Annotated in this window: 11 protein-coding genes; 5 read left to right on the top strand and 6 right to left on the bottom strand. The window is 61.3% G+C overall.

Annotated elements, in window-relative coordinates; genetic code table 11:
* Positions 1-84 precede the first annotated feature (84 nt).
* Complete coding sequence (gene rlmM / locus AC0IYH_RS10275) at positions 85-1161, bottom strand: 23S rRNA (cytidine(2498)-2'-O)-methyltransferase RlmM (RefSeq protein WP_116629479.1); 1077 nt, start codon at positions 1159-1161, stop codon at positions 85-87.
* A gap of 190 nt (positions 1162-1351) precedes the next feature.
* On the opposite strand from rlmM, the gene acnA reads away from it, so the two are divergent.
* Positions 1352-4093 carry an aconitate hydratase AcnA gene (acnA, locus tag AC0IYH_RS10270; RefSeq protein ID WP_122772978.1) on the top strand — a complete coding sequence of 914 codons (2742 nt, stop codon included), beginning with the start codon at positions 1352-1354 and terminating at the stop codon, positions 4091-4093.
* A gap of 134 nt (positions 4094-4227) precedes the next feature.
* On the opposite strand, the gene AC0IYH_RS10265 is transcribed toward acnA, so the two are convergent.
* Both AC0IYH_RS10265 and cysK read right to left on the bottom strand, forming a co-directional pair.
* Entirely contained in the window at positions 4228-5166 is a 939-nt protein-coding gene (locus tag AC0IYH_RS10265; protein WP_116629477.1) for an aspartyl/asparaginyl beta-hydroxylase domain-containing protein, read from the bottom strand.
* Positions 5167-5275: 109 nt separating this feature from the next.
* Complete coding sequence (gene cysK, locus AC0IYH_RS10260) at positions 5276-6250, bottom strand: cysteine synthase A (RefSeq protein WP_471834158.1); 975 nt, start codon at positions 6248-6250, stop codon at positions 5276-5278.
* 122 nt (positions 6251-6372) lie between these two features.
* Here cysK and AC0IYH_RS10255 point away from each other — a divergent pair, with 122 nt between their 5' ends.
* From AC0IYH_RS10255 to AC0IYH_RS10245, 3 genes are all read left to right on the top strand, one after another.
* Positions 6373-7449, top strand: a complete 1077-nt coding sequence (locus AC0IYH_RS10255) for a DUF748 domain-containing protein (RefSeq protein WP_471834156.1) — start codon at positions 6373-6375, stop codon at positions 7447-7449.
* Between the two features lie 145 nt (positions 7450-7594).
* Positions 7595-8440 carry an AAA family ATPase gene (locus tag AC0IYH_RS10250; RefSeq protein WP_003210690.1) on the top strand — a complete coding sequence of 282 codons (846 nt, stop codon included), beginning with the start codon at positions 7595-7597 and terminating at the stop codon, positions 8438-8440.
* The gene (locus tag AC0IYH_RS10245; RefSeq protein WP_471834152.1) at positions 8440-9618 is read left to right on the top strand and encodes a vWA domain-containing protein; all 1179 of its coding nucleotides are present in this window, start codon (positions 8440-8442) and stop codon (positions 9616-9618) included. The genes AC0IYH_RS10250 and AC0IYH_RS10245 overlap by 1 nt, the downstream gene beginning before the upstream one ends.
* Positions 9619-9754: 136 nt before the next feature.
* On the opposite strand, the gene AC0IYH_RS10240 is transcribed toward AC0IYH_RS10245, so the two are convergent.
* Genes AC0IYH_RS10240 through AC0IYH_RS10230 form a run of 3 tightly spaced genes read right to left on the bottom strand, consistent with a single transcriptional unit; the run spans position 9755 to position 12107 of the window.
* On the bottom strand, positions 9755-10669 hold the full coding sequence (locus tag AC0IYH_RS10240; RefSeq protein ID WP_471834150.1) for a 5-oxoprolinase subunit C family protein: 915 nt from the start codon (positions 10667-10669) through the stop codon (positions 9755-9757).
* Positions 10666-11370, bottom strand: coding sequence for a 5-oxoprolinase subunit B family protein (locus AC0IYH_RS10235; protein WP_122772975.1), 705 nt, complete (start codon positions 11368-11370; stop codon positions 10666-10668). Before AC0IYH_RS10235 ends, AC0IYH_RS10240 begins: the two co-directional genes overlap by 4 nt.
* Positions 11367-12107 (bottom strand): 5-oxoprolinase subunit PxpA, encoded by a 741-nt coding sequence (locus AC0IYH_RS10230; protein ID WP_116629472.1) that lies wholly within the window; start codon positions 12105-12107, stop codon positions 11367-11369. The genes AC0IYH_RS10235 and AC0IYH_RS10230 overlap by 4 nt, the downstream gene beginning before the upstream one ends.
* 175 nt (positions 12108-12282) lie before the next feature.
* Here AC0IYH_RS10230 and AC0IYH_RS10225 point away from each other — a divergent pair, with 175 nt between their 5' ends.
* Complete coding sequence (locus AC0IYH_RS10225; RefSeq protein WP_122772973.1) at positions 12283-13194, top strand: LysR family transcriptional regulator; 912 nt, start codon at positions 12283-12285, stop codon at positions 13192-13194.
* The last annotated feature ends 244 nt before the right edge of the window (positions 13195-13438 follow it).

Raw genomic sequence — 13438 nt, 5'->3', positions numbered from 1 at the left:
TTGCCCGCGATGAAGGGGGCACATTCAACACAAATTTCGACAGTTATACCGCTATCGCGGGCAAGCCCGCTTCCACATTTGTTATCAGTGCTTTCGGGTTTTCTTCACGTCCACCAACCGACGCAGGTGGCAGGTCACTTCCTCACGGTCGTGGTACAGCTGCTTGCAGCCAATTTCCACCCGAATGCCGCGCGCCTTGAAGCCTTCTTCGATGCGCTCCAGCAGGCGTTTCACCTCGGCGTAACGCTGTTTCATCGGCAACTTGAGGTTTACCACCGCCTCGCGGCAATGCCCTTCGCCGATCCAGGTTTCCAGCAAGGCGGCGTTGCGCGCCGGTTTCTCGACGATGTCGCAGACCATCCAGTCCACCGGCTGCTTGGGCACGAAGGTGAAGCCGTCAGCCATCAGGTGTTGCACCAGGCCGGTGTCCATCAGGCTTTCGGCCATGGGGCCGTTGTCGATGGCGGTCACCAGCATGCCGCGGTTTACCAGTTGCCAGGTCCAGCCGCCGGGGGCTGCGCCGAGGTCGACGCCGGTCATGTCGCCGTGCAGGCGCTCGTCCCACTGGTCGCGGGGGATAAAGTGGTGCCAGGCTTCTTCCAGCTTGAGGGTCGAGCGGCTGGGTGCGTCACGCGGGAACTTGAGGCGCGGGATGCCCATTGGCCACATCGCCGAATTGTTGGATTCCGCCAGGCCCATGAACACTTCGCGGCCACTTTTGAAGGTCAGCAATAGACGCGGCTTGCTCGGGTCGTCCACCAGCTTGCCCGCGTTGAGCAGGGCCTTGCGCAGGTGCACTTCGAATTTCTTGCAGAAATTGGAGAGTTCCTTGCCGTCGTTGGTGTCGACCATCTCCAGCCACAGGCTGCCGCACACCGGAAACTCGCGCAGGTGGGCGAGGATTACGCTGATGCGGTCGGTTTCCGGCAGGTCGATGAATACCCCGCGCGCCCACTGCCGCGGGAAGATCAGCTCGGCAAAACGCTGGCCGTGCATCAGGCGCTGGGCGCCGTCTTCTTCGGTGCAGACAAATTCGGCGCAGGCGCTGCCGGTCTTGGCCTTGGCGTAGCCGGAAACGTTCAGGCGCGCGGCGTGTTCCGCGATCTCGGAACAGACTTCGCCTTCAAAACCCGGGCGGCAGTGCATAAAAAGGGTGTTCATTGAATCTCCTGGCAACTGGCTTGCTGTAGCGCAATGCCTGTCATGAAAACGCGCGCATGATAGCCGAGTTCGGAACCTTGGACTCAGCGATAGAGTCCAGTTATTAGCCTGCTAATGAAAACAGGGCTAAGTTGAACGCTCTGTTCGTCCCGTCAGGTCCGTAGCCGTGCGGACCATAAGGAGTCGCGTCATGTCATCGCTTGATAGCCTGAGAACCCTTAAAACCCTGCAAATCGACGACAAAACCTACCACTACTTCAGCCTGCCCGAAGCCGCCAAGAGCCTGGGTGACCTGGACAAGCTGCCGATGTCGCTCAAGGTGCTGCTGGAAAACCTGCTGCGCTGGGAAGACAACAAGACCGTCACCGGCGCCGACCTCAAGGCCATCGCCGCCTGGCTCAAAGAGCGCCAGTCCGACCGCGAGATCCAGTACCGCCCGGCGCGGGTATTGATGCAAGACTTTACCGGCGTTCCCGCCGTGGTCGACCTGGCCGCCATGCGCGCCGCCGTGGCCAAGGCCGGTGGCGACCCGCAGCGCATCAACCCGCTGTCCCCGGTGGACCTGGTGATCGACCACTCAGTGATGGTCGACAAGTTCGGTAACGCCGACGCCTTCGAGCAAAACGTCGACATCGAAATGCAGCGCAACGGCGAACGCTACGCCTTCCTGCGCTGGGGCCAGAGCGCCTTCGACAACTTCAGCGTGGTGCCGCCGGGCACCGGCATCTGCCACCAGGTCAACCTCGAATACCTCGGCCGCACCGTGTGGACCAAGGACGAAGACGGCCGCACCTACGCCTTCCCCGACACCCTGGTAGGCACCGACTCCCACACCACCATGATCAACGGCCTCGGCGTACTCGGCTGGGGCGTGGGCGGGATCGAAGCGGAAGCGGCGATGCTCGGCCAGCCGGTGTCGATGCTGATTCCGGAAGTGATCGGCTTCAAGCTGACCGGCAAATTGAAAGAAGGCATTACCGCCACCGACCTGGTGCTGACCGTCACCCAGATGCTGCGTAAAAAAGGCGTGGTGGGTAAGTTCGTCGAGTTCTACGGCGACGGCCTGGCCGATCTGCCTCTGGCTGACCGCGCGACCATCGCCAACATGGCCCCCGAATACGGCGCCACCTGCGGCTTTTTCCCGGTGGATGAGGTAACGCTGGACTACCTGCGCCTGTCTGGCCGCCCTACACAAACCGTGAAACTGGTGGAGGCCTACACCAAGGCCCAGGGCCTGTGGCGCAATGCCGGCCAGGAGCCGGTGTTCACCGACAGCCTGGCGCTGGACATGGGCAGCGTCGAAGCCAGCCTCGCCGGGCCGAAACGCCCGCAGGACCGCGTGGCCCTGCCGAATGTCGGCCAGGCGTTCAGCGACTTTCTCGACCTGCAATTCAAACCCACCAACAAGGAAGAAGGCCGCCTGGAAAGCGAAGGCGGCGGCGGTGTCGCCGTGGGCAATGCCGACCTGGTGGGCGAAACCGACTACGAATACGACGGCCACACCTATCGCCTGAAAAACGGCGCCGTGGTGATCGCCGCCATTACGTCCTGCACCAACACCTCCAACCCCAGCGTGATGATGGCGGCGGGGCTGGTGGCGAAAAAAGCCGTGGAAAAAGGCCTGACCCGCAAGCCGTGGGTGAAAACCTCACTAGCGCCGGGCTCCAAAGTGGTTACCGACTATTACAAGGCGGCAGGCCTCACCCAGTACCTGGACAAGCTTGGCTTCGACCTGGTGGGGTATGGCTGCACCACTTGCATCGGCAACTCCGGGCCGTTGCCTGAGCCGATCGAAAAAGCCATCCAGAAGGCCGACCTCGCCGTCGCCTCGGTGCTGTCCGGCAACCGCAACTTCGAGGGCCGCGTGCACCCACTGGTGAAAACCAACTGGCTGGCCTCGCCGCCGCTGGTGGTCGCCTACGCGCTGGCTGGCACCGTGCGCATCGATATCAGCAGCGAGCCGCTGGGTAACGACCAGGACGGCAAACCGGTGTACCTCAAGGATATCTGGCCGAGCAGCCAGGAGATTGCCGACGCTGTGGCCCAAGTGACCACCGGCATGTTCCATAAGGAATACGCCGAAGTGTTTGCCGGTGATGAGCAGTGGCAGGCGATTGAAGTGCCGCAGGCTGCGACTTACGTGTGGCAGAAGGATTCCACCTACATCCAGCACCCGCCGTTCTTCGATGACATTGCCGGGCCGCTGCCGGTAATCAAGGACGTCCAGGGCGCCAACGTGCTGGCCCTGCTGGGGGATTCGGTGACCACCGACCACATCTCCCCTGCCGGCAACATCAAGGCCGACAGCCCCGCCGGCCGTTACCTGCGCGAACAGGGCGTGGAACCGCGCGACTTCAACTCCTACGGCTCACGCCGAGGCAACCATGAAGTGATGATGCGCGGCACCTTTGCCAATATCCGTATCCGTAATGAAATGCTCGGCGGCGAGGAAGGCGGCAACACGCTGTATATCCCCACCGGCGAGAAGATGGCGATCTACGACGCGTCGATGAAGTACCAGGCGTCGGGCACACCGCTGGTGGTGATCGCCGGTCAGGAATACGGCACCGGCTCCAGCCGCGACTGGGCGGCCAAGGGCACCAACTTGCTGGGGGTCAAGGCGGTGATTGCCGAGAGCTTCGAGCGTATTCACCGTTCCAACCTGGTGGGCATGGGCGTGCTGCCGTTGCAGTTCAAGCTGGACCAGAACCGCAAGGCGCTCAAGCTGACTGGCAAGGAGAAGATCGACATTCTCGGGCTGACGGGCGCGGAAATTGTGCCGCGCATGAACCTGACGCTGGTGATTACCCGGGAGGATGGCAGCAGCGAGAAGGTCGAGGTGCTGTGCCGGATTGATACGCTTAACGAAGTGGAATACTTCAAGGCGGGGGGCATTTTGCACTACGTGCTGCGCCAACTGATCGCCAGCTAAAAAACACTGGAGATCAAATGTGGGAGGGGGCTTGCCCCCGATGGCAGTGGATCAGTCGACACATACAGTGACTGAAACACCGCTATCGGGGGCAAGCCCCCTCCCACATTTTTGACCGCGTTTAAACTTTCAGATCAGCCGAACAACCACTTCCACAGCAGCACCAGCACCACGACAGCCAACACCGGCCGCGCAATGCGGTAGGCCTTGGGATGCTTGCGCTTCCACTGCTTGACCTGGCCGCTGAATTTGTCGCTGAAGGTCTTGCTCCACGCATACGCCTGGTTGATCCCGCCCACCCGTTCGTCGTCAAGGTTCTGCGGCGCCGTCGCGCGGCCCAATTGCTTGCTGACCCAGCGGTTGACGCGGGTCATCACACGGTTGCTCAACGGGCGTTCGATGTCGCAGAACAGGATCACGCGGGTCTGGTCGGTTTCGTTCTTTACCCAGTGCACGTAGGTTTCGTCGAACATCACGTCTTCACCGTCGCGCCAGGCGTAGACCTGGCCATCAACGAAAATGCGGCAGTCGTCAGAGTTCGGCGTGGACAGCCCCAGGTGGTAACGCAGCGAACCCGCAAACGGGTCGCGGTGCGGGTTGAGGTGGCTGCCGCCCGGCAACAGCGCGAACATCGCGCCCTTGACGTTGGGAATGCTGCTCACCAGCGCCACGGTTTTCGGGCACAGCGCCTCGGCCGATGGCAGCGGTTTGTCGTACCACTTGAGGTAGAAACGCTTCCAGCCCTTCTTGAAGAACGAACCGAAACCGGCGTCGTTGTTCTTTTCGGCAGCGCGGATGTAACCCTCGTCGAACAGGTGCATGGCCTCTTCGCGGATCACTTCCCAGTTGTCCTTGAGCACATCCAGTTCCGGGAACTTGCTGCGGTCCAGGTAGGGCTTGGACGGCACCGCCGAAAACAGGTACATCAACGCGTTATACGGGGCGAACAGCGCCGAATGGTTGACGAACTGGCGCAACATCGGCAAACGCGCCTTGCCGCGCAGGTGCACATACAGCGTGCTGCCGATAAACAACAGCAACACCGACAACTTGGCGGCCAACGAAAAGGTCATGCAGCAACTCCTGAAAATAAGCGCCTGGCCAACAGCAGACGTAGCAGCCGGCCATGATAAACATTTGGGCGAGTATGCAGAAGGCCCGGTTTATCGGTGCTGATGCAAATCAAGCCTGGTTTTCTTGTTCGGTAAACAAATCGCTGAACAGCATGCTCGACAGGTAACGCTCACCGGAGTCGGGCAGGATCACCACGATGGTCTTGCCCTGCATCTCTGGCTTCTCGGCCAGGCGCACCGCTACGGCCATCGCCGCGCCGCAGGAGATGCCACACAGGATGCCTTCTTCCTGCATCAGGCGCAGGGCCATGGCCTTGGATTCGTCATCGGTCACCAGCTCAACACGGTCAACCATCGACAGGTCGAGGTTTTTCGGCACAAAACCGGCACCGATCCCCTGGATCTTGTGCGGGCTCGGCTTGATCTCTTCGCCGGCCAGCGCCTGGGTGATCACCGGCGATACGGCTGGCTCAACGGCCACCGACAGAATCGGCTTGCCCGCGATGTTCTTGATATAGCGCGACACACCGGTGATGGTGCCGCCAGTGCCGACGCCCGCCACCAGCACATCGACGGCGCCGTCGGTATCGCTCCAGATTTCCGGGCCGGTGGTTTTTTCGTGGATCGCCGGGTTCGCCGGGTTTTCGAACTGCGCCGGCATAAAGTAGGTGGCCGGGTCGCTGGCGACGATCTCAGCGGCTTTTTCGATGGCGCCTTTCATGCCCTTGGCCGGTTCGGTCAACACCAGCTCGGCGCCGAGGGCCTTGAGCACTTTGCGCCGTTCGATGCTCATGGACGCCGGCATGGTCAGCAGCAGCTTGTAGCCACGGGCGGCGGCGACAAACGCCAGGCCGATCCCGGTGTTGCCCGAGGTCGGCTCTACAATGGTCATGCCGGGCTTGAGTTTGCCGCTGCTTTCGGCGTCCCAGATCATGTTTGCGCCAATGCGGCACTTCACCGAGTAACCCGGATTACGCCCTTCGATCTTGGCCAGGATGGTCACGCCGCGCGGGGCGATGCGGTTGATCTGCACCAGGGGCGTGTTACCGATGGAGTGCGCGTTGTCTGCAAAAATGCGGCTCATGACGGGTCCTTCAGACAATGAAAAGAAGGCCACAAGGGTATGCCTCGGGCTGCGAAGCGTCCAGTCAGAGGAACGTTGGGCGCCTGCGGACAGTCCATCTCCTACCTGCAAGGAGAACAGCCATGAAACGTCGCTACAGCTGGCCCCTATGGATCATCGCCGGAGTGCTGGTGGTTCTGGTCGCCGTGAGCATCGCCCTGCCCTATCTGGTGCGTAATTACCTGAATGACAAGCTCGCCGACATGGGCGACTACCGCGGCCAGGTCACCGACGTGGACCTGGCCCTGTGGCGCGGCGCGTACAGGATCAATGGCCTGGAAATCATCAAGGTCGACGGCAAGGTGCCGGTACCGTTCGTCAAGGCGCCCTTGATCGACCTGGCGGTCAGCTGGCATTCGTTGTGGTACGACCATGCGGTGGTCGCCAAGGTGCGGTTTATCAACCCAGAGGTGAACTTCGTCGACGGCGGCGCCAACAAGCAGGCGTCCCAGACCGGTAAAGGCACCGACTGGCGCGAGCAGTTGAGCAAGCTGGCGCCCATCACCCTCGATGAAGTGCGCATTGAAGACGGCAAGATCGCCTTCCATAACTTCAGCTCCAAGCCGCCAGTGAATATCAACGCTACCGAGGTCAACGCCAGTTTCTATAACCTGACCAACGTGGTCGACGTCAAAGGCAAGCGCGACGCGCGCTTCGAAGGCAAGGCCCTGCTGCAAGGCCAGGCGCCCTTGGAAGCCACTGCCACCTTCGACCCATTGAGCAATTTCGAAAACTTCGAGTTCCGCTTTCGTGCCAAGGACTTGCAACTCAAGCGCATGAACGACTTCGCCTCGGCCTACGGCAAGTTCGACTTCAAGGCCGGCACCGGCGATGTAGTCATCGAAGCCCAGGCCGAAAAAGGCCAACTGACCGGCTATATCAAGCCATTGCTGCGCGATGTGGAAGTGTTTGACTGGAAACAGGACGTGGAAAACAAGGACAAGAACATCTTCCGTTCCATCTGGGAGGCCGTGGTCGGCGCCAGTGAGACGGTGCTGAAGAACCAGGCGAAGAACCAGTTTGCCACCCGCGTCGAGCTGAGTGGCAGCGTGCATCAGCAAGATGTCAGCGCGTTCTCGGCGTTTTTGGCGATTTTGCGTAATGGGTTCATTCAGGCCTTTAACGCACGGTACGAACAACCCAAGCCCAGCGCAGATTGAAAAATGTGGGAGGGGCAAGCCCCCTCCCACATTGGATATGGCGACTTCCTGACTGGCCATTCAGAGACTGAATAACCCGTCTGCGTTCACAGTCGCCGGGGCTGCGCGGTATAGTCCGGGCATTGATGAATGCGAGGAAACACCGATGAAGTTCGAAGGCACCCAGGCCTATGTGGCTACCGATGACCTGAAACTGGCCGTCAACGCCGCCATCACCCTGGAGCGGCCATTGCTGGTCAAGGGCGAGCCCGGCACCGGCAAGACCATGCTCGCCGAGCAACTGGCCGAATCCTTCGGCGCCAAGCTGATCACCTGGCACATCAAGTCCACCACCAAGGCCCACCAGGGCCTCTATGAATACGATGCGGTCAGCCGTCTGCGCGACTCGCAGCTGGGCGTGGACAAAGTGCACGACGTGCGCAACTACCTGAAGAAGGGCAAGCTCTGGGAGGCCTTCGAGTCTGAAGAGCGGGTAATTCTGCTGATCGACGAAATCGACAAGGCCGACATCGAGTTCCCCAACGACCTGCTGCAAGAACTCGACAAGATGGAGTTCTACGTCTACGAAATCGACGAGACCATCAAGGCCAAGAAACGCCCGATCATCATCATTACCTCCAACAATGAAAAAGAGCTGCCGGACGCATTCCTGCGCCGCTGCTTCTTCCACTACATCGCCTTCCCCGACCGCACCACCCTGCAAAAAATCGTCGATGTGCACTACCCCGACATCAAGAAGGACCTGGTCAGCGAAGCGCTGGACGTGTTCTTCGATGTGCGCAAGGTGCCGGGCCTGAAGAAGAAGCCGTCCACCTCCGAGCTGGTCGACTGGCTCAAGCTGCTGATGGCCGACAACATCGGCGAAGCCGTGCTGCGCGAACGCGACCCGACCAAGGCCATCCCGCCACTGGCCGGGGCGTTGGTGAAGAACGAACAGGATGTGCAATTGCTGGAACGGCTGGCGTTCATGAGCCGTCGCGGTAATCGCTGATGCTGCTCAACCTGTTCAACGAGATGCGTGCCGCCAAGGTGCCGGTTTCGGTGCGCGAGCTGCTCGACCTGATCAACGCGCTCAAGCAGCGCGTGGTCTTCGCCGACATGGACGAGTTCTACTACCTGGCCCGGGCGACTCTGGTCAAGGACGAGCGGCATTTCGACAAGTTCGACCGCGCGTTCGGCGCCTACTTCAATGGCCTGGAGAAACTCGACGACCACCTGCAGGCGCTGATCCCCGAAGAGTGGCTGCGCAAGGAGTTCGAGCGCTCGCTGAGCGACGAAGAACGTGCGCAGATCCAGTCCCTCGGCGGCCTCGACAAACTCATCGAAGAGTTCAAGAAACGCCTGGAAGAACAGAAAGAACGCCACGCCGGCGGCAACAAGTGGATCGGCACCGGCGGCACCAGCCCGTTCGGCTCAGGCGGCTACAACCCGGAAGGCATCCGCGTCGGCGATGCCGGCAAACGCCAGGGCAAGGCCGTGAAGGTCTGGGACCAGCGCGAATACAAGAACCTCGACGACCAGGTCGAACTGGGCACGCGCAATATCAAGATCGCCCTGCGCCGCCTGCGCAAATTCGCGCGCCAGGGTGCAGCCGAAGAGCTGGACATCGACGGCACCATCGACCACACCGCGCGCGACGCCGGCTTGCTGAATATCCAAATGCGCCCCGAGCGGCGCAACACCATCAAGCTGCTGTTGCTGTTCGATATCGGCGGCTCGATGGACGCCCATGTGAAGATCTGCGAAGAGCTGTTCTCCGCGTGCAAGACCGAGTTCAAGCACCTGGAGTACTTTTACTTCCACAACTTCGTGTACGAGTCGGTGTGGAAGAACAACCAGCGCCGCACCTCGGAACGCACCTCGACCCAGGACCTGCTGCACAAGTACGGCGCCGACTACAAAGTGATCTTTATCGGCGATGCGTCGATGGCTCCGTATGAAATCACCCAGGCCGGCGGCAGCGTCGAGCACTGGAATGAAGAGCCTGGGTATGTGTGGATGCAGCGCTTCATGGCCAAGTACAAGAAGCTGATCTGGATTAACCCCTACCCGAAAGACACCTGGGGCTATACGGCGTCGACGGGGATTGTGCGGGAGTTGGTGGAGGATCAGATGTATCCGCTGACGTTGCGCGGGCTTGAGGAAGGGATGCGCTTCCTGTCCAAGTAACCAGCGATCTCATTCATGCTGTAGATCCAATGTGGGAGGGGGCTTGCCCCGATGAGGGTGTGTCAGCTGATAAATCTCCAGCTGACCCACTGCCATCGGGGGCAAGCCCCCTCCCACATTTGGACCTCAGTGTTTTCTAGACGGTGGTAAGGCGCTGCAAGAAGTCCACATGCTGCCGATGCGCCGTCTCCTGCACCACCGGCACCAACCTTACCTTCTCCCCCGGCAAACACTGCGCCAGTCTTGCCAACGCCAACGGCGTCAACGCGCCCAAACGCGGGTAGCCACCAATGGTCTGCCGGTCATTGAGCAACACAATCGGCTGCCCGTCCGGCGGTACCTGGATCGCCCCCAATGGAATGCCTTCGGAAATCAGCGACGGCCCCTGGTACTGCAACGGCGTACCCAGCAGGCGCATGCCCATGCGATCGGCGCGACTGTCCAGCGCCCAGTCGGTGTTGAACGCATCGAACAGGCTCTGCCCGCTGAACTGGCCGATCTGTGCGCCGACGATCACCTCCAACGGCGCTTTGGTCGGCAGGTTGGGATCGCTCAGCACCTTCATCGCCCCGCCCGCGCCGGAATACGCCAGGCGCCCACCCTCGGCCAAAGCCTTACCGAAACCATCCACACCGCCCAGCTCTTCACGCACAACGGTGGCGCAACTGCCGAGCACAGCCGGCGCATCAAACCCGCCGGGTGCCGCCAGGTAAGCCCGCGCACCGCTGAACGGCTGGGTAAAACGCAGGCGCTGGCCCTTTTGCAGGATAAAACTGCGCCCCGGGCTGATGGCGCGTTCATCGATATACGCGCCCAGGTCCGCGCCGGCCAAAGCCAATAGGCAGTAGTCCTCGGCCTGCACGGTGAAGCCGCCGAGGGTGATTTCCACCACCGGCGCGTCCAGCGCATTGCCCAGCAGCCAGTTGGCCCACGACATCGACACCCAATCCAGCGCGCCGCCCTGGGTCACGCCCAAATGTCTTACGCCGAAACGGCCGGCGTCCTGCAACAGGCACAGCGGTGTGCTGGCCTCGATCAACAAGCGGCTCATGCCTGCGCCTCCAACGGTGTGTCATCGCCACCCAGTTTGATGAATTCGGCGTGCTCGACCGCTGCAAAACGCACCGTGTCGCCCGGTTGCATCAGGCTGTAGCCGTCGCGCTCACGGTCGAACAGTTTGGCCGGGGTGCGGCCGATCAGGTTCCAGCCGCCGGGTGAGACCACCGGGTAGGCGGCGGTTTGCCGCTCGGCAATGCCGACGCTGCCTGCGGCTACGCGTTTGCGCGGGGTGTTGAGGCGTGGCGTAGCGAGGATTTCGTCCACCAGCCCCATAAAGGCAAAGCCTGGCGCGAAGCCGAGGGCGAACACCTGGTATTCGTGGGCGCTGTGGCGGCGAATCACTTCACTGACGGCCAGGCCGCTGCGCTGGCTGAGCAGGCTCAGCTCGGGGCCGACGCTCAGGTCGTACCACACCGGCAGCACATGGCACTGGCCGCTGCCCTGGGCTTGAGGTTGCAGGTCGCTCAGGGCCTGGTCAATCAGTTCCCGCGCCTGGGCCGGGCTCAGCGCGGTGAGATCGTAGTGCACCATCAGTGTGGTGTAGGACGGCACCAGGTCCACCAGCGCCGCACCAAAACCGCTGCGCAGGCGCTGGGTGGCGGCAAGCATCCACGGCATGTTGGCTTCGGCGATCACGTCGAACAGCCGCACCATCAGGCAGTCGATGGCCACCACTTCAATGCGTGGCTTCATGCTGGCTTCAATGCCTCGCGGATGCGCTGCACGGCGGCCACCGAGCTGGCGTTATCGCCGTGTACACACAGGGTGTTGGCCTGCAACACCAACGGGCTGCCGTCGCTGGCGATCAGCGGCTCGCCTCGGGAAATGGTCAGGGCCTGTTGCACGATAGTGTCGGAGTCATGGTGCACGGCACCGGGTAACTGACGCGAGACTAGGTGACCCTTGGTGTCATAGGCGCGGTCGGCGAAGGCTTCGAACCACAGGGTTACGCCATATTCGTCGCCCAAGGCCTGGGCGGCGCTGTTATCGCGGGTGGCCAGCAGCATCAGTGGCAGGTCGCCATAAGCGGCGATGGCCTGGATCACCGCACGCAACTGAGTCGGGTTGGCCATCATGTCGTTGTACATCGCGCCGTGGGGTTTGACGTAACTGACTCGCCCGCCCTGGGCACGGCAAATCCCATCGAGGGCACCGATCTGATAGTGCAACAGGTCCTGGATTTCCTGCGGCGTGTAGGCCATGGAGCGGCGGCCGAAGCCTTGCAGATCCTGATACGCCGGGTGCGCGCCCACTTGCACGCCGTGCTTGAGCGCCAGGCTGACGGTCTTGCGCATGATGCTCGGGTCGCCGGCATGGAAGCCGCACGCCACGTTGGCGCAATCAATGAACGGCATCACCTCGGCGTCCAGACCCATGGTCCAGTTGCCAAAGCTTTCGCCGATATCGCAATTCAGTAATAGGCGGCTCACGCTGGTCGCTCCTGTAGGCTTTGTTTTTTTGTAGTGTGGGATTTTTTACGCAGAACTCGCAACTTGTCCTGACACCCCAACGACGCTTATCGTGGAATAGCTCGATTTTTGGCGCTGGCCCGGTGCGGCGTCCAACTAATAAAAACCGATCCATGCATAAGAAAAAGTTGATCCCATGAATTTGAAGTTCCTCGAAACCTTCGTCTGGGTGGCCAAGCTCAAGAGCTTTCGCCTGACCGCCGAGAAGCTGTTCACCACCCAGGCCTCGATCTCCAGCCGCATCGCGGTGCTTGAAAGCGAGTTGGGGGTGAAGCTGTTTCTGCGTGATTCAAGGGGCGTGAGCCTGACCCCGGAAGGCCTCAAGGTGCTCGATTATGCCGAGCAGATGATGGTCACCATGCAGGGCTTGAAGCAGTCGCTGGAGACCACCAGCAGCAAGGTCGGGCGTATTCGGATCGGAGCGATGGACACGGTGATCCACACCTGGCTGAGCCCGTTGGTCGCAGAATTGATGGATCACTTTCCGCTGGTGGAAATCGAGTTGGTCGCCGATACGGCATTGAACCTCAGCGATCAGCTGCAAAAAGGCTTCCTCGACCTGATCCTGCAAACCGACCTGCTGCGCCTGGAAACCGTGCGCAGCCTGGAGCTGGCCAGCCACCCCATGGCCTGGATCGTTGCCAGCCATTCGATCTATAACCGTGACTACGCCTCCCTGGCAGAACTGGCCCAGGAGCGCATCATCACCTATTCGAAAAATTCCCACCCGCATCAGGATGTATTGAGCCTGATGCAAGCCAACGGCGTGGCCGCGCCGCGGATGAACTGTGTGAATTCGGTGTCGGCAATTACCCGCTTGCTGCGCGATGGCTTTGGCATTGGCGCGCTGCCGCCGGTGTTGGTCAGGGAGGAACTCGCGCGGGGGGAATTGGTGATGTTGCCGATGGCGCAGAAACTGCCGAATTTGCAGGTGGTGGTGTCGTGGCGGGTGGGGGTGGAGCTGGTGGAGGAGATTGTGGGGTTGTGTCAGAAGGTGGTGGCCAGGTATGCCGAGGAAGTCGGCGAAGAGCGGATGGTGCTGGCATGAGTGTGGCAGGGAGCTTGCCCCCGATGGCGGTCTGTCAGTGTACATATCCGTTGCTGCGGTAACGGCTGCCTAGGGTTCCGCTCTTACAGCGGGTCACTTTTGGAAAGGCCCAAAAGTAACCAAAAAGCCTTCGCCCCACCACTCGGTGCCTCGCCTAGGCTCGGCACGCCCGTAATCCGACAGGGATGTGGGGGGCCGCCGCCACGCGCCATCCATGGCGCGGGGCGGCTAAACCGGCATCCCT

It is taken from the genome of Pseudomonas sp. AC463 (assembly GCF_979253585.1).
The sequence above is the reverse complement of the archived record's forward strand: the minus strand, read 5'-3'. Positions and strand labels throughout refer to the sequence as shown.

Bases quoted from the DNA above. Each gene is read 5' to 3' on its own strand.
- rlmM (WP_116629479.1), bottom strand. From the start codon at position 1,161: ATGAACACCCTTTTTATGCACTGCCGCCCGGGTTTTGAAGGCGAAGTC.
- acnA (WP_122772978.1), top strand. From the start codon at position 1,352: ATGTCATCGCTTGATAGCCTGAGAACCCTTAAAACCCTGCAAATCGAC.
- AC0IYH_RS10265 (WP_116629477.1), bottom strand. From the start codon at position 5,166: ATGACCTTTTCGTTGGCCGCCAAGTTGTCGGTGTTGCTGTTGTTTATC.
- cysK (WP_471834158.1), bottom strand. From the start codon at position 6,250: ATGAGCCGCATTTTTGCAGACAACGCGCACTCCATCGGTAACACGCCC.
- AC0IYH_RS10255 (WP_471834156.1), top strand. From the start codon at position 6,373: ATGAAACGTCGCTACAGCTGGCCCCTATGGATCATCGCCGGAGTGCTG.
- AC0IYH_RS10250 (WP_003210690.1), top strand. From the start codon at position 7,595: ATGAAGTTCGAAGGCACCCAGGCCTATGTGGCTACCGATGACCTGAAA.
- AC0IYH_RS10245 (WP_471834152.1), top strand. From the start codon at position 8,440: ATGCTGCTCAACCTGTTCAACGAGATGCGTGCCGCCAAGGTGCCGGTT.
- AC0IYH_RS10240 (WP_471834150.1), bottom strand. From the start codon at position 10,669: ATGAGCCGCTTGTTGATCGAGGCCAGCACACCGCTGTGCCTGTTGCAG.
- AC0IYH_RS10235 (WP_122772975.1), bottom strand. From the start codon at position 11,370: ATGAAGCCACGCATTGAAGTGGTGGCCATCGACTGCCTGATGGTGCGG.
- AC0IYH_RS10225 (WP_122772973.1), top strand. From the start codon at position 12,283: ATGAATTTGAAGTTCCTCGAAACCTTCGTCTGGGTGGCCAAGCTCAAG.